The 18,401-nt window shown below is 67.0% G+C and carries 16 protein-coding genes; 11 read left to right on the plus strand and 5 right to left on the minus strand.

Annotated elements, in window-relative coordinates; genetic code table 11:
* Positions 1-6 precede the first annotated feature (6 nt).
* Genes EYS21_RS16115 through EYS21_RS16125 form a run of 3 tightly spaced genes read left to right on the plus strand, consistent with a single transcriptional unit; the run spans position 7 to position 2,712 of the window.
* Positions 7-753, plus strand: a complete 747-nt coding sequence (locus tag EYS21_RS16115; RefSeq protein ID WP_131134262.1) for a DUF5998 family protein — start codon at positions 7-9, stop codon at positions 751-753.
* A complete protein-coding gene (locus EYS21_RS16120) occupies positions 753-2,000 on the plus strand; it encodes a nucleotide pyrophosphatase/phosphodiesterase family protein (RefSeq protein ID WP_131134263.1) in 1,248 nt (415 codons plus the stop codon). The genes EYS21_RS16115 and EYS21_RS16120 overlap by 1 nt, the downstream gene beginning before the upstream one ends.
* Positions 1,993-2,712, plus strand: coding sequence for a thymidine kinase (locus EYS21_RS16125; RefSeq protein WP_131134264.1), 720 nt, complete (start codon positions 1,993-1,995; stop codon positions 2,710-2,712). The genes EYS21_RS16120 and EYS21_RS16125 overlap by 8 nt, the downstream gene beginning before the upstream one ends.
* Here EYS21_RS16125 and sepH read toward each other — a convergent pair.
* Positions 2,709-4,052, minus strand: a complete 1,344-nt coding sequence (gene sepH, locus EYS21_RS16130; protein WP_131134265.1) for a septation protein SepH — start codon at positions 4,050-4,052, stop codon at positions 2,709-2,711. The genes EYS21_RS16125 and sepH overlap by 4 nt on opposite strands.
* 290 nt (positions 4,053-4,342) lie before the next feature.
* On the opposite strand from sepH, the gene EYS21_RS16135 reads away from it, so the two are divergent.
* Positions 4,343-4,642, plus strand: a complete 300-nt coding sequence (locus EYS21_RS16135) for a DUF4193 domain-containing protein (protein ID WP_131134266.1) — start codon at positions 4,343-4,345, stop codon at positions 4,640-4,642.
* A gap of 30 nt (positions 4,643-4,672) precedes the next feature.
* On the opposite strand, the gene EYS21_RS16140 is transcribed toward EYS21_RS16135, so the two are convergent.
* Complete coding sequence (locus tag EYS21_RS16140; protein ID WP_131134267.1) at positions 4,673-5,161, minus strand: DUF3093 domain-containing protein; 489 nt, start codon at positions 5,159-5,161, stop codon at positions 4,673-4,675.
* A gap of 95 nt (positions 5,162-5,256) precedes the next feature.
* Between EYS21_RS16140 and dut the strand changes: the two genes are divergently transcribed.
* The 4 genes from dut (at position 5,257) to EYS21_RS16160 (ending at position 7,732) form a co-directional block, all read left to right on the plus strand.
* Entirely contained in the window at positions 5,257-5,778 is a 522-nt protein-coding gene (gene dut / locus EYS21_RS16145; RefSeq protein WP_131134268.1) for a dUTP diphosphatase, read from the plus strand.
* Between the two features lie 136 nt (positions 5,779-5,914).
* Positions 5,915-6,628, plus strand: a complete 714-nt coding sequence (locus tag EYS21_RS16150; protein ID WP_131134269.1) for a DUF3710 domain-containing protein — start codon at positions 5,915-5,917, stop codon at positions 6,626-6,628.
* Positions 6,629-6,644: 16 nt separating this feature from the next.
* Positions 6,645-6,974: a hypothetical protein gene (locus EYS21_RS16155; protein WP_131134270.1), complete on the plus strand. Its 330-nt coding sequence runs from the start codon at positions 6,645-6,647 to the stop codon at positions 6,972-6,974.
* Entirely contained in the window at positions 6,971-7,732 is a 762-nt protein-coding gene (locus EYS21_RS16160) for a DUF3159 domain-containing protein (RefSeq protein ID WP_131134271.1), read from the plus strand. Before EYS21_RS16155 ends, EYS21_RS16160 begins: the two co-directional genes overlap by 4 nt.
* On the opposite strand, the gene EYS21_RS16165 is transcribed toward EYS21_RS16160, so the two are convergent.
* From EYS21_RS16165 to EYS21_RS16175, 3 genes are all read right to left on the minus strand, one after another.
* A complete protein-coding gene (locus EYS21_RS16165; protein ID WP_131134272.1) occupies positions 7,699-8,445 on the minus strand; it encodes a TrkA family potassium uptake protein in 747 nt (248 codons plus the stop codon). The genes EYS21_RS16160 and EYS21_RS16165 overlap by 34 nt on opposite strands.
* Positions 8,445-9,116, minus strand: coding sequence for a TrkA family potassium uptake protein (locus tag EYS21_RS16170; protein WP_131134273.1), 672 nt, complete (start codon positions 9,114-9,116; stop codon positions 8,445-8,447). The genes EYS21_RS16165 and EYS21_RS16170 overlap by 1 nt, the downstream gene beginning before the upstream one ends.
* Before the next feature lie 80 nt (positions 9,117-9,196).
* Positions 9,197-11,530 (minus strand): bifunctional SulP family inorganic anion transporter/carbonic anhydrase, encoded by a 2,334-nt coding sequence (locus EYS21_RS16175; RefSeq protein WP_131134274.1) that lies wholly within the window; start codon positions 11,528-11,530, stop codon positions 9,197-9,199.
* A 453-nt stretch (positions 11,531-11,983) separates the two neighbouring features.
* Between EYS21_RS16175 and EYS21_RS16180 the strand changes: the two genes are divergently transcribed.
* The 3 genes from EYS21_RS16180 to acnA all read left to right on the plus strand — a co-directional run bounded on the left by EYS21_RS16180 (position 11,984) and on the right by acnA (position 18,321).
* Positions 11,984-13,951: an APC family permease gene (locus EYS21_RS16180; RefSeq protein ID WP_131134416.1), complete on the plus strand. Its 1,968-nt coding sequence runs from the start codon at positions 11,984-11,986 to the stop codon at positions 13,949-13,951.
* The gene (locus EYS21_RS16185; protein WP_131134275.1) at positions 13,948-15,345 is read left to right on the plus strand and encodes a TRAM domain-containing protein; all 1,398 of its coding nucleotides are present in this window, start codon (positions 13,948-13,950) and stop codon (positions 15,343-15,345) included. Before EYS21_RS16180 ends, EYS21_RS16185 begins: the two co-directional genes overlap by 4 nt.
* Positions 15,346-15,510: 165 nt before the next feature.
* The gene (acnA, locus tag EYS21_RS16190) at positions 15,511-18,321 is read left to right on the plus strand and encodes an aconitate hydratase AcnA (RefSeq protein ID WP_131134276.1); all 2,811 of its coding nucleotides are present in this window, start codon (positions 15,511-15,513) and stop codon (positions 18,319-18,321) included.
* Positions 18,322-18,401 lie beyond the last annotated feature (80 nt).

Here is an 18,401-nt window from a genome sequence, read left to right on the forward strand (position 1 = left end):
GGGGGAATGAGCTCACAGCCTCCCACGTCGACGCCTCAAACGCCCGGCAATGACAACCAGGCCACCCGACCCCACAGCTCACACAGCCACAGCGCGCAGGGCCAGAGCCTTGACGGTGCCCTCCAACAGGCAGGCTTCTACCCCCGGCTGGTGGCCGACGTCGTCGACGACGCCCTTGACGGCCGCGACTGCGTCGCCCACCTGGTCCACCTTGAGACCCACTTTGACCGGGCAGAGGTCCGGCGCCACATCACGGTCCTGGTGCTCACCTCCGACATGCTCGTCATCACACACGTGGACGACCAGCAGCTGGATGAAGCCGGCGAACAGATCGTGGCCCAGATCTCCACCGAGTCCGTTCCGGTGGCGCAGATCCGGTCGGTGGTCCTCAGCTACATGTACGCCCAGCCGCAGAACTACAAGCCCTCCGACCCGGTGCGCGAACTGACCCTGGCCATCGCCTGGTCCGGCGGCCAGCGGCTGGACATGGGCCCGGCCAGCTGCGGGGACCCGCAGTGTGAAGCTGACCACGGCTACAGCGGCACCATCGCCCAGGAGGACATCGTGCTGCGGATCAGCGCGGAAGCCGACGGGCTGCAGGCCGTCCAGGACGCCAAGCTCTTCGCCCGTGCTTTGCGGGCCGTCAACACAGGATCCACCTCGCCGGTCCTGCACGGCGCACAGTCCATGCAGCCCCGGCCGCGTGCAGGCGTCTTCGGAAACCGCCTCAGCCGCGGACACCAGCAGCGCTGATGCCGGACCACGGAAAAACCGCAGTCCCTGCATCTGTGGCCGAAGCATCTCCGGCCGAACGGTCCGTCTCGGCCACCCTGCCGCACCCGCCCGCCTTCGGCCAGCGCTCCATCGCGGACGTGCTCACCAGCGCCGCCGCAAGCCTGGGCGTGGACGGGTTCACCAACACCCTGGGCCTGCCGCCGTCGTCACGGGTCTGCGTGGTCCTGGCGGACGGACTCGGCCGGAACCTGCTGAAGCAGAAGTCCGCGCACACTCCGTTCCTGCGCTCTGTCATGAACAAGGGGCAGGGCAACATTCCCGTCTGGCTGGACTCCACCTTCCCGTCCACCACGGCAGCGGCCCTCGCCAGCTTCGGGACCGGGCTGGCCCCGGGCCAGCACGGAATGGTGGGCTACGACGTCCTGGACCCGGACCAGGACAAAGTGGTCAACATGCTCGGCAACTGGGACGCCGGCGTGGACCCGCTCACGTGGCAGCCGTACCCGACGGTTTTTGAACGGGCCGCCGCCTCCGTCGACGTGACCACGGTGAGCCTGCCGCAGTTCGGCAACTCGCCCATGACCCAGGCGGCACTCCGTGGCGGCCGCTTCATCTCTGGCACCACCTCGCATGCCCGCACGGGCGCCGCCGCCGAGGCCATGGCTGCGGCCGGGCCGTCGCTGATGTACTTCTACGTGAACGAACTGGACAAGGCCGGCCACCGGTACGGTTGCCAGTCGGAGCAGTGGGAACACCAGCTCGAGGAGCTGGACGCCACCGTCAAGCGCCTCAACGCCTCCCTCCCGGCCGGAACCACCGTGCTGCTGACCGCGGACCACGGCATGCTTGACGTGCCGCCGGCGCAGCGGATCGACTACTCGGCGGATCCCGCCCTCATCGCCGGCGTGCGGCACACTGCGGGCGAGCCCAGGATGGTGCACCTCTACCTTGAGGAGGGGGTCGACGACGCCGGACGGGACCGGCTGCTTGATGCCTGGCGGAACCGTTTCGGCGACAGGATCTGGGCGTTCACCCGTGACGAGGCAGTGGCCGGTGGCCTGTTCGGAGACCTGCGTCCCGCCGTCGGACCCCGGATCGGCGACGTGATGATCGCCGCGCGGGACGCCCTGGCACTCTACGACAAGCGCCGGGTGCGCCCGGCCGCCATGGAGGTAGTTGGCCAGCACGGCTCGCTGACCAAAGCCGAACGGGAAGTCCCGCTGCTGTGTTTTACCGCGGAAGGCCGGAAGGCCGGACGTGGCTGAGCTGGTGTTTTTCTCCGGGACCATGGACTGCGGCAAGTCCACGCTGGCCCTGCAGATGGACTACAACCACCGTGCCCGCGGACGCGGCGGGATCAGGTTCAGCCGGAACGACCGCGCCGGCGGCTCCCGGATTTCCAGCCGGCTTGGGCTGGAAACCGACGCCGTTGAGGTCACGGACGTTACGGACTTCTGGGATGAAGTGGTGGACCGGCGCACCCGCGGCCAGCGCGTGGACTACCTGATCTGTGACGAAGCGCAGTTCTATTCGCCCCTCCAGGTGGAACAGCTGGCGCGGCTCGTGGACGAGATCGACGTCGATGTTTTTGCGTTCGGGATCACCGCGGACTTCCGCACGAGGCTTTTTCCCGGGTCCCAGCGGCTGGTCGAACTCGCCGACCGGGTCCAGGTCCTGCAGGTGGAGGCGCTGTGCTGGTGCGGGCGGCGGGCCACCCACAACGCACGCACCGTGGACGGTGTGATGGTCGTGGAAGGCGCCCAGGTGGTGGTGGGCGATGTGGACATGGCCAGCGACCCCACGGCGGCCGGCACCGAAGGCGAGCATCCGGTGGTGGGCTACGAGACCCTGTGCCGCCGTCACTACATGCGGCGGGTCACCGCGCACGGTGCCCACATCATGGCCCAGCAGGACCAGCTGTTGCCGTTCGAGACGGACGCGTGCCTGTGGCGAGGTTCAGGCGGAACAGCAGGCTAGTCGCCCCTGGTCCCGAACACGATCTCGTCCCAGGTTGGAATGCTGGAGCGCTTCGGCTTGGAAGGCTGCCGTTCGGGCACGTCAGCATCACGGTCAGCACGGGAAACCGGAGCGGATTCGTCACTGGGACGCCGCAGGTTCCGGCCCCCGAGCAGCTCCTCAAGGCCAAAACTGGCACCTGTGTGCTCCTTCGGCGGGACGGCAGCGGGAGTGCCCTGTCCGGCCGGGCGGGGCGGGGACGCCACAATGGTGACTTCCCGTGTTTCGGTGCTCACGCCGTCGTGCAGTTTCAGGACGTCATCGTCGTCGTCGTCCTTGTGCAAAGGAATGAGGCTCAGCCGCGACATCATGGACGGCCTGGCGTCACGCCTGCGGGTGAGGGGATCAGCCTGGGCCGCAGGGGCGTCGGGCTCGGAACCGGCGGGAGCCGGCTCCTGCTGCTCCGGCTCGGGCTGGACCTCGGAAGGCCTCGGATGTGCTGCCGGTACTCCGTGCGTGAGAAGCAGCGCGAGGGCGTCATCGGCGTCCTCGTCCACACCCAGCCGCTGGCCGCGGCGTGAACGGAGCATGTCCAGCAGTCCGTCGGCGTCCTTGCCGGCCGGCTGGAGGGCATGCGGGCCCGTGTGCGGGCCGGAAGAGTGGCGGGCTGCCGCTTCGGCGTCGGTCTCAAAATCAAAAGGCCGGTCCGAGACGGCGGTCAGCCGCCGTGCCGGAACAAGGCCGTCCAGGGGTTCGAGCTCGCTGAGCTGCTGCGCCCAGCGGTTGGCGTTCTGCAGGGACTTTCGGGCAGGGCTGAAGGTCCACAGGGCCGGCGGTTCCTCACCGATGCCTGCCGTGCCGTCCTTCTTCGCTTCGAAACGGGCAGCCACAGTCCAGCTGCCATCCGGACGCCGCCAGGAGTCCCATTCGACGGCGGACGGTTCGATGCCGTGGGCCCGCAGCCGGTGCGAGACCATGTCGTCGAGCGACGCCGGGTTGTCGCCGAAAGCGGAACGGTACGCGTCGTGACCGGGCGAAGGGGACGCGACCTCGATTTTCCGGGCCTGCTGGGCCACATACTCACGCTCAGCGAGCACGGGCCCCTCGTAGCGTTCGACCTTGGCAAGGGGCAGCCCGGAAAGGTCTGCGACCTCCGCGGCGGTGGCACCACTGCGGATCCTCGCCTGGATATCCCGCGGGGACATGGCAACGGGGGGCGCGCCAAACGCTGCCTTCGCCGAAGACCGGCTGGCCGCCCGCAGCGCTTCATCGATCGGCAGCTGGAACATCTCGCCGCCGGCACCGCTCAACAGGAGATGCTCCCCGTCGTCGTGTACGCCTACAAGCCGTAGATCCTGCATACAAATCCTCCACCCTGGCATTACTATCAATCGAAACTCTGCCACCCGGCAGTCCCTTTTTGGGTTAGGAGAGAGGGCGCGCCGCGATATTCCGGGAGTTTCCGGGCCTTTGCCGGGGAGCGCGGCGGCGGCCGCTGCCGTTTTGGAGAGACCACGCCCGGGACCTGTCCCGGGCTCTGGCTTTTACTGCCGGCTTGCGGAAAGATGTGCCCCACGCAGGGCACAAACGCGCAGTGTCCGGCGTTATGAAGGTGACACACCCGGCCGCCGGAAAGCGAGGTTTAGAGGAAATGGCCACCGATTATGATGCGCCGCGGAAGTCCGAAGAAGACCTCAACGAGGATTCCATTGAGGAACTGAAGACCCGGCGTTCGGACAAGCCCACCGCGGTGGTGGAGGAGGACGAGAGTGATCTCGCGGCCGGCTACGAACTCCCCGGCGCGGACCTTTCCGGCGAAGAGCTCCTGGTCCACGTGGTCCCAGCGCAGGCCGACGAGTTCACCTGCTCCTCATGTTTCCTGGTCCGCCACCGGTCCCAGATCGCCAGGCAAAAAGACGGCCGCTTCTACTGCAGGGAGTGCGAAGGCTGACCGGGATGACGGCTCCTGGACAGCGGGCCGCTATTTGGCGGACAGGGCGGCGACGAGTTCCTCGGGGCGCCGCGTGGACGTCAGCCAGTACGGGGTCCGGTCCGAGGGGTCGGTGATGTCGATCCTGACCACGGGGTCGATCCAGCCACGGATGCAGAGGTAGGCCAGCCCGTTGAGCCTGGTGCCGCGCTCGGCTGTCGCTTCCTTGGTCCGGAAGGCCTGGACGCTGCCGACGAAACGGCGCTCGATCGTTGCCCGTCCCACCGTGAGGGCGTCATGTGTGACCGTGATGGTGGGGGTGGAGAGCACCAGCAGGACGGCCATGATGGCGAACAGCACCGCTGCCGCCGTGTAACCGGCCGCCGCGCTGATCGGGGCGAACACCAGGATGCCCGCACCTGCGATCCCGGCCACAATGATCCACACCCACGGCGTTGGCCAGAGTTTCTCCCGGAAAACCACCGAAGGAGCGGCGGAGGGGCTGTTGGGAACGGGTACGGCGGAGCTTGATTCGGGCATGCCCCCAGCTTTCCATCTTTGGATGCCTATTTCATCTTGGCCCGGAACTGCCGAAGCTAGGCCGAACATGCGCGCGGGCGTTAGAGTGAGTGACTGTGACTGACGAACTTGCCACGGTAGAAACCGCTTCCGAACCCCAGGCCCACGCAGTGCTCGGCGCCCCCACCCTGCAGGTACAGCTGAAAATGCTCGACGCCGGCCTGGAGGCACCGTCCTACGCCCACCCCGGCGACGCCGGCGCGGACCTGCGCGCACGCGTTGATGTGGTCCTGCAGCCGGGGGAGCGGAAGCTGGTTCCCACCGGGGTTTCCATTTCCCTGCCTGACGGCTACGTGGCACTGATCCACCCCCGCTCCGGCCTGGCCACGAAGCACGGTCTGACGATCGTTAACTCGCCCGGCACCGTTGACGCAGGCTACCGCGGCGAAATCTCCGTGACCCTCCTGAATACGGACGCCCGGCAGGATATCGAACTGCGGCGCGGCGATAGAATTGCACAGATGGTCATCCAGCGGGTGGAGTACGCACAGTTCGTCCCCGTCGATGAACTGGACGGGTCCGTGCGGGGGGCCGGCGGGTTCGGCTCCACCGGTGGATTTACCCCTCCCACAGCCTGACTCACTGCCGGAGCCGGACCGGGTGCGCGGCACGGCCAGTGCAAGCGGCGGCCGTCCGGCACTGACGATTTACGGCGGAACCCAGGTTCACGGCGGGACCGCCGGCCGCGCACATTCACAACTAAGGAGACGACCCATGGTTTTTGGGCTCGGCAGGAAAGCCAAGAAGGAACAAGCAGACGAGCCGGATGTCGCGGTGTCATCGGAGGAGGCCGCGGAGGAGTCATCGGACGCCACCGGCCGCAGCGCAACCGGACCTTTTGATGTCTCCGAAATCACCAGCCGTGACGGCTACGTGGATCTTGGCGCCCTCCTGATCTCACCCAGCGAGGGACTGCAGCTCCGCCTCGAGGTGGAAGAAGCAACCCAGCGTGTGGTGGCCGTAACCATGGACCTGAACGGCTCCAGCCTGCAGCTCCAGGCGTTCGCCGCCCCGAAGTCCGAAGGCCTGTGGGACGAGATCCGGGAACAGATCGGCCAGTCCGTGGGCAGCCAGGGCGGACAGGTTGAAGAAGTCCAGGGCCAGTTCGGCACCGAACTGGTGGCCAAGCTTCCCGCAGGTGCGCCGGATGGCAGCCAGGGCTACCGGGTGGCCCGCTTCGTGGGGGTTGACGGTCCGCGCTGGTTCCTGCGCGGCGTCCTGGGCGGAGCCGCAGCCGTGGACCGGGACGCCGCCGGCCCCCTGGAAACGCTTTTCCGCAAGATTGTGGTGATCCGCGGAGACAGCCCCATGCCGCCGCGTGACCTGCTCCAGCTGCGGCTGCCCAAGGATGCGAGCATGACGCCGCCGCCCGGTGCCCCTGTGCTGCAGGAACCCGAACGCGGCCCGGAGATCACACAGATTGGCTGATTCCTCCCAGGGTGCCATGTCCCCGCACAGGGGAGCCGGCGTGCCTGTCAGCGAGCTCCCGGACAAGGGCCGGGTGGCCTGCCACGGGTACATCGAATCGGTCACCTACATGCCGGCAGACCAGACTGCCGCGTTCACGGCCATCGTCACCGACTCTGAAGGTCCGCGGCCAGGTTCGCCGGCGGGCAAAGGCCGCCTCCGCGTCATCTGGCTGGGCCGGCGCCGCGTCCCGGGAATCGACGCCGGCACCGAAGTCCGGCTTGAAGGCATGCTGACGCACAGCCAGGGCCTGCCCACCATGTTCAATCCACGCTACGAAATACTGTCCCGCCAGGAGAACGAATGACCGCGCCGCAGCAGCCCGAGAAGCCTTCCGAGCCGAAGCCTTCCGAGCCGTCCCAGGAGCAGCCGACGATGGCCGGGCTCGCCGAAGGGTACGCGGCCAAAGCCGGCCTGCACCGGACCCACGACGGCCGGATTGACGTACTGCGCAGTGCCGGCGGCGTCCAGGGCATTGCCGAGAGCATCCTCCCCGGTCTGGTTTTCCTCATTGCCTTCACCATCACCCGCGACCTGACACCGTCACTGGTGGCAGCTTTGGCGTCCGCAGCCGTGTTCACGGTTGTGCGGCTCGTGCAGCGGCGGCCCCTGACGCAGGCCCTGGCCGGCGTGGTGGGTGTGGGAATCTCTGCCTGGCTGGCCAATACAACCGGCAAGGCAGAGGACTTCTACCTTCCCGGATTCTTCACCAACGCGGCCTACATCCTGGCCATGATGGTGTCCATCTTCGTTAAGTGGCCCATTGCCGGCCTGCTGTTCGGCTTCATCCGGAACGAGGGCCTTGACTGGCGCAAAGACCCTGCCCGTTTGAAGGCCTACCGGCTGGGGACCTGGATCATTATCGCTGTCCTTGTGCTGCGGCTTGTGGTGCAGGTTCCGCTGTACCTCCTGGGCGAAGACGGACTCGCGGCGCTGGCCACCACCCGGCTCATCATGGGTGCGCCGTTGTACATCCTGGGCATCTGGATTGCCTGGCTCCTCACGCGGCCGGTCCAGGCCGACGCCGGGACTCAGCCGTCGAAGCCGTCGTCCTCCGGGGCCTGAGCTTCCACCGGCTGGACGCCCTCGGGCGCGTGGTCGCCGTCGGAGGCCTCGGCTGATTCGGGGGAGAGCAGGGCGCGCAGTTCGTCTTCGGCCGCGATGGTGGTGACAAAAAACAGTTCGTCGCCGCCGTCGATCACGTCATCCCGGCTGGGCGTGATGGGGGCATGGTCCCGCAGGATGGCCACCAGTGTGGAGTCTTCAGGCCAGTGGATCTCGCCCACGGTGAGGCCGATGGCGTGCGAATCGTGCGGGACGGTGAACTCCACGATCGATGACACCCCGGTCTGCAGGGTGAGCAGCCGGACAAGGTCGCCGATCTCCACCGCTTCCTCCACGAGGGCGGTCATCAGTTGGGGGGTGTTGACGGCGACGTCCACTCCCCAGGAGTCGTTGAACATCCAGTCGTTTTTGGGATTGTTGACCCGGCCCACCGTGCGGCCCACGCCGAACTCGGTCTTGGCCAGGAGCGACACCACCAGGTTGACCTTGTCGTCGCCTGTGGCCGAAACGACGACGTCGGCGTCCTCCATCTTCGCGCCCTGGAGGGTACTGAGCTCGCAGGCATCGCCCACCAGCCAGTGCGCGCCGCGGAGGCCGCTGCGTCCGATGACCTCCGGTTTGAGGTCGATGAGCAGGATTTCGTGCTTGTGCGCCAGCAGCTCCCTGGCGATCGACGAGCCGACACTGCCGGCGCCCACGATGACAACTTTCACTACGACTCCTTGGCGGGTGCTTTGGCCAGAATGTGGGCGACCTGCGGGCTGCGGTCCACCAGCAGCATGGCGTGGACGGTATCGCCGTCCTGGTAGGCCATGCCCGGTTCGGGGAGGATGCCCTCCCCGAACCGGGTGAGGTAGGCGACCCGGACGTCGGCAGTCTTCTCGATCTCGGTGATCCGGTGCCCGATCCAGCCGGCGTCGAGGTCCAGTTCCGCCAGGACCAGCTGGCCGGAGGGTTCCCGGAAATCGCCGGCCAGGTGCTGTTCGGGAAGGATGCGCCGCAGGACCTGGTCCGCGCTCCAGCGCACCGCAGCGACGGTGGGAATGCCGAGCCGCTGGTAGATCTCCGCGCGGCCTGGATCGTAGATCCTGGCCACGACGTGCGGGACGTGGAACGTCTCACGGGCAACGCGCGTGGCCAGGATGTTGGAGTTGTCGCCGCTGGACACTGCCGCGAAGGCGTAGGCCTCGGCAACTCCGGCCTGCTTCAGCGTGTCCCGGTCAAACCCGACGCCGGTGACCTTCCGGCCGGTGAAGCCCTGGCGGAGCCGGCGGAAAGCGCGGTCGTCCTGGTCGATGATGGCCACGGAGTGGCCGGCGTCCTCGAGCGTGTGCGCCAGTGTTGCTCCCACCCGGCCGCATCCCATGATCACGAAGTGCGCCACCCGTATCTCCTCAACTTTCCTGGCCCATTACTGCTGCTAGAACTCTACCGGCCCCGCGCGGCGATCCTTTCAGCTGCGCGTCAGGCGGTGCCGGCGCCTGCTGCTACCGGCTCCGGGGCGCCGGCCGGCTCCGGGAGCGGGTGCAGGTGGCCAATGCCGTTGGCGGTGACCTGGAGGACACGGGCGGTGGGGATGTCGTAGAACAGGCCGGTGAGCTGGACCGTGCCTGCCTGCAGTGCGCCCGCCACCGAGGGGTGGCCCTGCAACCGCTCCAGCTGGACGGCCACGTTGACCATGGCCAGCTGGTCCACGGGACTGAACCCCGCCGCGGCGGCCGCGCCCTTGACCGGGTGGCCGTTGTGGAAGGCCGCCAGGCTGGCGTGGGACTGTTCCAGCCACACGCCGATAGGCCCCTGCCCGCCGTCCGCTCCATCCAGCAGCGCCGTCATCGCTCCGCAGCCGCTGTGGCCGCACACCACCAGGGACTCGACGGAGAGTTTGGCCACGGCAAACTCCAGCGCAGCATCGGTGGCGGCATCGGTTCCGGGCCTGCCCACCACGTTGCCCACGTTGCGGACGGTGAACAGGTCTCCGGGGCCGCTGCTGGTGATCAGGTTCGGCACCAGGCGTGAGTCCGCGCAGGTCAGGAACAGCGTGGACGGGTCCTGGTAGGTGGCCAGCTCGCCGACGTGCGGCCTGAGCAGGTCAGCTGTGCGGCGGTGGTAGTTTTCGACGCCGGCCATGACGGGCTGCAGGGACGGTACGTCCGGACTCTCCGGAGCGGGGGACGTGGTTGTCCGCCCCTGCCAGGCCCGCCACGGCGCGAACCCGCCTCGAAGGGCGGACCGGGCGTCACCGCGGCTGGGCGCTGCGGCGTGGGCTTCCTCCAGGCTTGCCGTGCCGTGCTCCGCCACGGTGACGGAGCCTCCGGTGGCCACATGGCGGGTCTGCCAGGCGTCCAGCGCGTCATGGACCGGGTGGTCCAGGTAGTCGACGTCCAGTTCCAGGGTCACTGCCGTACCGGCAGGGACCGTGGCGAGTACGGCGCTGAGCCGGGGCAGCGACAGGAAGCTGCAGGAGCCGTCGATCACCACGCGCCAGCCGCCTCCGGTTCCCGGATCCGGGGCTGCGGTGACGGTTGCCCGCGCGATCCGCCACAGCACCAGCGCAATGGCCAGGAGGAGCCCGGTCAGCACGCCCACCAGCAGGTTGGCGAACACCACGATGGACAGCGTCACCACGTAGACGAGCAGGTCACCCGTCCGCCGCGCCGTGCTGATGTCCGCGGGGCGCACCAGCCGCGCCCCGACGATGATCAGCAGGCCGGCCAGGACGGACTCGGGGATCAGCTGGATCAGCCCGGCCAGCAGGAGTGAAAAGACCAGCACCCAGACCCCGTGCAGGACGGCGGAGGAACGGGTCCGTGCCCCTGCTTCCAGGTTGGTGGCGCTGCGGACAATGACACCCGTTACGGGCATGCCGCCGAGCAGCCCGGATGTCACGTTGGCTGCGCCCTGGCCCAGGAGTTCCCGGTTGAAGTTGGTCCGCGGGCCGTGGTGCATCTTGTCCACGGCTACTGCCGAGAGCAGGGATTCCACGCTGGCGATCAGGGCGATGGTGACGGCGCCGATGACCGCGGCGTTCCAGTTGCCGGCGGGCAGCTGCGGCAGGCCCAGGGAGTCCGTCAGGGATCCGCTGAACGTGATCCGGTCGACGCCGAACGGAAGCGAGAGTGCCGTGGCGGCGATGACTGCCACCAGCGGACCGGGAACGCGGCGAATAGGCTCAGGCAGGCGCTTCCAGACCAGCAATGTTCCGATGACCGTGATGCCAAGCGCTGCCGCCGCGATCTCGATGGCTGCCAGGCTGGCGGGGATGGCGGCGATGTTGCCGACCGCCGAACTGGCGGAACCGGCGCCCAGCAGCACATGGAACTGCTGGAGCACAATGGTGATGCCGATGCCGGCCAGCATCGCATGGACCACAACCGGCGCGATGGCCAGGGCGACCCGGCCAAACCGGGCGAGGCCCAGGAGTGCCTGCAGCACGCCGGCCGCGGCGGTGATGGCGCACGTCGCCGGCCAGCCGAACTGGTCAACGAGCCCTGCCACAATCACCGTCAGGCCTGCGGCGGGTCCGCTCACCTGCAGCGGCGAGCCGCCCAGGGTGCCTGCCACGATGCCGCCTACGGCAGCGGCGATCAGGCCGGCCATGATGGGCGCTCCGGAGGCCGCCGCAATGCCCAGGGAGAGCGGCACGGCCACCAGGAAAACCACCAGCGACGCCGGCAGGTCGTACCGGAGCGCGTCGGCCAGCCGGCGGGCGGGCCCGCCGGGCCCAGGGACACCGGGCGGTGGACCTCCGTCCAGGCTGAGAGGGTGGGAAGTTTCCGTCGCAACAGGTGCTGTTCTCATGTCAGTCCTTCGTTTGTCCGGCAGTGGTGGCCACGCTATTGACCGGCCAACGGCGCGTGCAAGGAACCGCGCAGTGAGAAACAACACCCCGTTTTCCGGCCCATGCCGGCGTCACACGGAGGATTCCGGGGCCGTGCAAACAGTGCCGCGGGGGCCGGTTTCCTGCCGTGCCGCGGTGCACACTCCGGTGCCCGGTATTCAAGTCAAGTTGCCTGCTTCGTGCCGTTTTTACGTCCAGGTACCGGCCAAACCCGGTGGCGCGTGCCGCCGGCGGAACAGCGTGGTCTAGTCCGGTGACACCCTGTTGCGGTGTGACTGGACCGCTGCCGGGATATGTGGGTGCCTGCCGGACGCGGGCACCCGATCGGGTCTGACGGCAGTGTCGTAAGGTTGCTCTAGTGCTCAACAGAAGTGGGGCGTCGTGAGTAGTCTCAAGGAACAATTGTGCTGACAATGCTGAACGCCATAAAACGGGTGCTGGTGGGCAGGCCCTTCAGGAACGACAGGCTCGCCCACACCCTGCTTCCCAAACGGATCGCACTTCCGGTCTTCGCCTCCGACGCCCTGTCCTCCGTTGCGTACGCCCCGGACGAAATCCTGCTGACCCTTGCCCTCGCCGGCGTGAGCGCGGTGGCGTTTTCGCCGTGGGTGGGCCTGGCCGTGATGGTGGTGCTGCTGACGGTGGTGGCCTCCTACCGCCAGAACGTGCACGCCTACCCGTCCGGCGGCGGCGACTATGAGATCGCCAATGAGAACCTCGGCAAGTTCGCCGGCCTCACGGTGGCGTCGGCCCTGCTGGTGGACTACGTCCTGACCGTGGCGGTCTCGATGTCCTCGGCCGCCACCTACCTCACCACGGCCGTGCCTTCCCTGCACGGGCAACAGGCGCTCATCGCCACCATCGGCGTCGTGATCCTCGCCCTGGTGAACCTCCGCGGCATCAAGGAAGCCGGCAGCGTCTTCGCCGTCCCCACTTACATCTTTATGGCCTCCATCCTGGGCATGACGGCGGTGGGGATCTTCCAGGCCGCCACCGGCCAGCTGCGTGAGGCCCCGTCCGCCGATTTCACGATCGTCCCCGCCCCCGGTTTTGATGAAGGCCTGGTGGGCCTGGCCGGCGCGTTCCTGCTGCTGCGCGCCTTCTCGTCCGGCGCCGCGGCCCTCACCGGTGTTGAAGCGATCAGCAACGGCGTGCCCAACTTCAAGGTGCCCAAAAGCAAAAACGCAGCCACCACGCTGCTGCTGCTCGGCGTCATCGGGGCGTCGATGCTCGCCGGCATCATGTACCTGGCCAACGCCACGAAGGTCCACATCGTCCTGGACCCGGCCACGGAATTCCTTGTTGACGGCCTGCCGCTGCCGGAAGGCTACATCCAGAGTCCGGCCATCAGCCAGATCGCGCAGACCATCTTCGGACCCGGGTCGATCCCGTTCTTTATCGTGGTTGCCGCCACAGGCGTGATCCTGGTGTTTGCCTCCAACACCGCGTTCAACGGCTTTCCCGTCCTCGGCTCCATCCTGGCCCAGGACGGATACCTTCCCCGCCAGCTGCGGACCAGGGGAGACCGGCTGGCGTTCAGCAACGGCGTCCTGGCCCTTGCGGCCGGTGCACTGGTGCTGATCATCGCGTTCAACGCCGATGTCACCAAGCTGATCCAGCTCTACATCGTGGGCGTCTTTATTTCGTTCACCCTCAGCCAGCTGGGCATGGTCAGGCACTGGGGGAGGCACCTCAAGCTCGCCAAGGACAAGACGGTCCGGCTGCGGATGGCGAAGTCGCGCACCATCAACACCATCGGCTTCGGCATGACCGCCCTGGTGCTGGTGATCGTCCTGATCACCAAGTTTGAGCAGGGCGCCTGGATCGCGCTGCTGGCCATGTTTGTCCTGTTCCTGATCATGTGGAGCATCCGCGCGCACTACGACAACGTGGCCAAGGAGCTGGCCGTGGATGAGGATTCCTCGCCGCGTGCCCTGCCCACCCGGGTCCACGCCGTCCTGCTGGTCTCCCACGTACGCAAACCGGTGCTGCGGGCGCTTGCCTATGCGCGGGCGTCGCGGCCGTCCCGGCTGGACGCCATCACCGTTGACATCAACGCCGAGGAAACCGCCCACACGGTGGCTGACTGGCAAAAGCTGGACATTCCCGTGCCGCTGACAGTGCTGGCAAGCCCCTACCGGGAAACCATCACGCCCATCATGGAGTACGTCAAGAACATGCGGCGCGATTCCCCGCGTGACCTCATCGTGGTCTACATCCCCGAATATGTGGTGGGTAAATGGTGGGAGCAGCTGGTCCACAACCAGACGGCGCTGCGCATCAAGACCCGGCTGCACTTCGAACCTGGCGTCATGGTGGCCAGCGTTCCGTGGCAGCTTAAATCATCCGAAGAAGCAAAGAACCTGCAGGATATCCAATGAGCTCCCAGACCCAGTCCCACCCCCAGCCCGCTTCCGCCAAGGACGTTAAGGAACTCGTGCTCGACGTCGGCCCGGTGGCCCACGGCGGCCACTGCGTGGCACGGCACGAAGGCAGGGTGATCTTCGTCCGGCACGCGGTCCCCGGCGAGAAAGTCCGGGTCCGGCTGACCGACGCCGCCGAATCAGCCAAATTCTGGCGCGCCGACGTGGTGGACGTCCTGGAAGCGTCGCCGGACCGCGTGGAGCATTTCTGGCACGCCGCCGACTCCCGCCGGGCCTGGAGCCACGGGCACCCGCCGGTGGGCGGCGCCGAGTTCGGCCACATCTCCCTGGACCGCCAGCGCAGCCTGAAGGCAGCGGTGCTGGCCGAACAGCTCCAGCGGCTCGCCGGCGTCGGGCAGTTCCCCGGCGGGGACATCACCGTTGAGGCGGTGGCCGGCAGCGGCGCGGGTACTGACACAACGTACGACGCCGGCACGGGCCTCGGGTGGCGGACGCGGGCAAGTTTCTCGGTCACCTCCGGCGGCAGGCTGGGCATGCACGCCCACCGTTCCGAGCACATCATCCCGTTGCGGGAGATGCCGCTCGCCTCTGACGGCATTAACCGGCTGCGCCTGTGGGACATTGACCTGCAGGGGATCGACCGCGTGGAAGTGGCCGCGCCGGCCAACGGCTCACGCCCCCTGGTGCTGCTGGCCCCCGCCCCCGGCACGAAGCCCAAGCGGCTCAGCGCCATCGCCGCCCAGCTTCCGGAGGACGTCTCGGTGGCCACCTTCGATCCGCTCACCGACGAGGTGCAGCAGCTGCGCGGACGGACGTGGGTGCAGGAATCCGCGGCGGGCCATGACTACCGGGTTTCCGGCGCGGGCTTCTGGCAGATCCACCGCGACGCGCCCGAAGCACTTGTGGGGGCTGTCACAGGTTTCCTGCACAATGGCGGCTTCCTCTCGCCAGGTTCCGTGGTGGCCGACCTCTACGCCGGCGCCGGGCTCTTCACCGCACCGTTGGCCGATGCCGTGGGCGAAACCGGCTCTGTCCTGTCGGTGGAAGGCGCCCCCGGCACCAGCAAGGATGCCCGCAAGAACCTGCACGGAGCCCCGCAGGTTGAGGTCATCCAGGGGCGGGTGGAGCGTGTCCTCCGCCAGAAACCGCGCAATTTTGACGCCCTGGTGCTGGACCCGCCCCGTGCCGGTGCCGGCAAGGCGGTGGTGGGCCAGCTGATCGCCGCCGGTCCGCGGGCCATTGCGTATGTGTCGTGCGACCCGGCGTCATTCGCGCGTGATGTGGGTTACTTCCAGCAGGGAGGCTGGTCCCTGGCGGGCCTGCGGGCCCTGGACCTCTACCCCCACACCCATCACCTGGAGACGGTGGCTTTGCTGACGCCAGGCCGCTGACAGCGTCATTATTTGGACTACTATGGCCCTTAGTAGTCCCACGTCGCGCTCCGTATTCACGGGTGACCCCATGCAATTTTGAGGGCCTGCACTAATTAGGCCTGCCTAACTAGCAAGCGGTCAACCGCGCGACAAAGATGAAACTGTTGCGAGAGGAGTCCTGCGATGAGCACTGTGGACAGCTTCGGTTCAAAAGGCAAACTTAATGTAGCCGGAACCGAATACGAAATTTTCCGGTTGAACTCCGTTGAAGGTGCAGAAAACCTTCCGTTCAGCCTCAAGGTATTGCTTGAAAACCTGTTGAGGACCGAGGACGGCGCGAACATCACTGCCGATCACGTTCGCGCCTTGGCAGGCTGGGATCCTGATGCCCAGCCAGATACAGAAATCCAGTTCACGCCTGCCCGCGTGATCATGCAGGACTTCACCGGTGTACCCTGCGTGGTTGACCTGGCGACGATGCGTGAAGCGGTCAAGGAACTCGGCGGCGACCCCAAGCGGGTCAACCCCCTCGCTCCTGCGGAAATGGTCATTGACCACTCCGTGCAGATCGACGCCTTCGGCAACTCCGGCGCACTGGAGCGCAACATGGAGATCGAATACCAGCGGAACGGCGAGCGTTACCAGTTCCTCCGCTGGGGCCAGACGGCCTTCGATGACTTCAAGGTTGTTCCCCCGGGAACCGGCATCGTGCACCAGGTCAACATCGAATACCTGGCCCGCACGGTCATGACCCGCGAAGTTGACGGCGCACTGCGTGCCTACCCCGACACCTGCGTTGGCACCGACTCGCACACCACCATGGTCAACGGCCTGGGTGTCCTGGGCTGGGGCGTTGGTGGCATCGAAGCCGAGGCCGCCATGCTGGGCCAGCCCGTCTCGATGCTCATCCCGCGCGTCGTTGGCTTCAAGCTGACCGGGTCCATCCCGGCCGGCGCCACCGCCACCGACGTGGTGCTGACCATCACCGAGCAGCTGCGCAAGCACGGTGTTGTGGGCAAGTTCGTGGAATTCTACGGCGAAGGCGTTGCCGCGGTGCCGCTGGCCAACCGCGCCACCATCGGCAACATGAGCCCGGAATTCGGTTCCACGGCCGCAATGTTCCCGATCGACGACGTCACATTGGACTACCTGCGCCTCACCGGCCGCTCGGACGAAAATGTGGCACTGGTGGAGTCCTACGCCAAGGAACAGGGCCTCTGGCACGATCCTTCCCGCGAAATCAAGTTCTCCGAGTACCTCGAGCTGGACCTGTCCACGGTTGTTCCCTCCATCTCCGGCCCGAAGCGTCCCCAGGACCGCATTGAGCTGACGGATGCCAAGGAGCAGTTCCGCAAGGACATCCACAACTACGTGGCCATCGAAGACGGCAGCGTTGACGAGTCCCTGGACGAATCGTTCCCGGCCTCGGACGCCCCGTCCTTCACGCACGCCGACTCGCACACCACCGAGACCAGCCGTGTTGTATCCGCCGCGAACGGTGCCCACGGGCGCCCGTCCAACCCGGTCCACATCAAGACCGAAGACGGACGCGAGTTCGAGCTGGACCACGGCGCAGTGTCGATCGCGTCGATCACGTCCTGCACCAACACGTCCAACCCGTCCGTCATGCTTGCCGCCGCACTGCTGGCGCGCAACGCCGTCGACAAGGGCCTGACGTCCAAGCCGTGGGTCAAGACCTCCGTTGCCCCGGGCTCCAAGGTTGTCACCGACTACTACGAAAAGTCCGGCCTGACGCCGTACCTGGAGAAGCTCGGCTTCTACATCGTGGGCTACGGCTGCGCCACCTGCATCGGCAACTCCGGCCCGCTGGACGCCGAAATCTCCGAGGCCATCCAGGCCAACGATCTCTCGGTCACCGCGGTGCTTTCGGGTAACCGCAACTTCGAAGGCCGGATCAACCCGGACGTGAAGATGAACTACCTGGCCTCCCCGCCGCTGGTCATCGCCTACGCCCTGGCCGGTTCCATGGACTTCGACTTCGACACCGACTCCCTGGGCAAGGACGACGCCGGCAACGACGTCTTCCTGAAGGACATCTGGCCCAACCCGGTCGAGGTCCAGCAGGTCATCGATTCCTCGATTGACAAGGACATGTTCGCCCGCGGCTACGAGGGCGTCTTCGACGGCGACGACCGCTGGAAGGCACTCGACACCCCCGCCGGCGACACGTTCTCCTGGGATCCGAACTCCACGTACGTCCGGAAGCCCCCGTACTTCGACGGCATGAAGGCCCAGCCGGAACCCGTCCAGGACATCTCCGGCGCACGCGTGCTGCTGAAGCTGGGCGATTCGGTCACCACCGACCATATCTCCCCGGCAGGTTCCTTCAAGTCGGACACCCCGGCCGGCCAGTACCTCCTGGCCAACGGTGTGGAACGCAAGGACTTCAACTCCTACGGCTCACGCCGTGGCAACCACGAAGTCATGATCCGCGGCACCTTCGCGAACATCCGCATCAAGAACCAGATCCTGGACGGCGTGGAGGGCGGCTTCACCCGCGACTTCACCCAGGCTGACGGCCCGCAGGCATACGTCTACGACGCCGCGCAGAACTACCAGGCAGCCGGCACTCCGCTGGTGGTCCTGGCGGGCAAGGAATACGGTTCCGGATCCTCGCGTGACTGGGCAGCGAAGGGCACGGCGCTCCTGGGCGTCAAAGCCGTCGTCGCCGAGAGCTACGAGCGCATCCACCGCTCCAACCTGATCGGCATGGGCGTCCTGCCCCTGCAGTACCCGGCTGGAGAATCTGCGGCGACCCTGGGCCTGACCGGCACGGAAACCTTCTCGGTTGAGGGCGTCACCGCCCTGAACGAAGGCACCACGCCCAAGACCCTGAAGGTCACCGCAACCGCTGAAGACGGCACCGCCAAGTCCTTCGATGCCGTCCTGCGCATCGATACCCCGGGCGAAGCCGACTACTACCGCAACGGCGGCATCCTGCAGTACGTCCTGCGCCAGATCTCCGCCAACTAGCGGTTTTCTGCCCCCAGGCAAGCACTCCCCGAAGCCCCGGCCGGTCACCGACCAGCCGGGGCTTCGGCTTTTGATTTGAA

Source organism: Arthrobacter sp. S39 (assembly GCF_004320525.1).
Lineage (GTDB): Bacteria > Actinomycetota > Actinomycetes > Actinomycetales > Micrococcaceae > Arthrobacter.

Bases quoted from the DNA above. Each gene is read 5' to 3' on its own strand.
- EYS21_RS16115 (WP_131134262.1), top strand. From the start codon at position 7: ATGAGCTCACAGCCTCCCACGTCGACGCCTCAAACGCCCGGCAATGAC.
- EYS21_RS16120 (WP_131134263.1), top strand. From the start codon at position 753: ATGCCGGACCACGGAAAAACCGCAGTCCCTGCATCTGTGGCCGAAGCA.
- sepH (WP_131134265.1), bottom strand. From the start codon at position 4,052: ATGCAGGATCTACGGCTTGTAGGCGTACACGACGACGGGGAGCATCTC.
- EYS21_RS16135 (WP_131134266.1), top strand. From the start codon at position 4,343: ATGGCCACCGATTATGATGCGCCGCGGAAGTCCGAAGAAGACCTCAAC.
- EYS21_RS16140 (WP_131134267.1), bottom strand. From the start codon at position 5,161: ATGCCCGAATCAAGCTCCGCCGTACCCGTTCCCAACAGCCCCTCCGCC.
- EYS21_RS16150 (WP_131134269.1), top strand. From the start codon at position 5,915: ATGGTTTTTGGGCTCGGCAGGAAAGCCAAGAAGGAACAAGCAGACGAG.
- EYS21_RS16155 (WP_131134270.1), top strand. From the start codon at position 6,645: ATGTCCCCGCACAGGGGAGCCGGCGTGCCTGTCAGCGAGCTCCCGGAC.
- EYS21_RS16160 (WP_131134271.1), top strand. From the start codon at position 6,971: ATGACCGCGCCGCAGCAGCCCGAGAAGCCTTCCGAGCCGAAGCCTTCC.
- EYS21_RS16175 (WP_131134274.1), bottom strand. From the start codon at position 11,530: ATGAGAACAGCACCTGTTGCGACGGAAACTTCCCACCCTCTCAGCCTG.
- EYS21_RS16180 (WP_131134416.1), top strand. From the start codon at position 11,984: ATGCTGAACGCCATAAAACGGGTGCTGGTGGGCAGGCCCTTCAGGAAC.
- EYS21_RS16185 (WP_131134275.1), top strand. From the start codon at position 13,948: ATGAGCTCCCAGACCCAGTCCCACCCCCAGCCCGCTTCCGCCAAGGAC.
- acnA (WP_131134276.1), top strand. From the start codon at position 15,511: ATGAGCACTGTGGACAGCTTCGGTTCAAAAGGCAAACTTAATGTAGCC.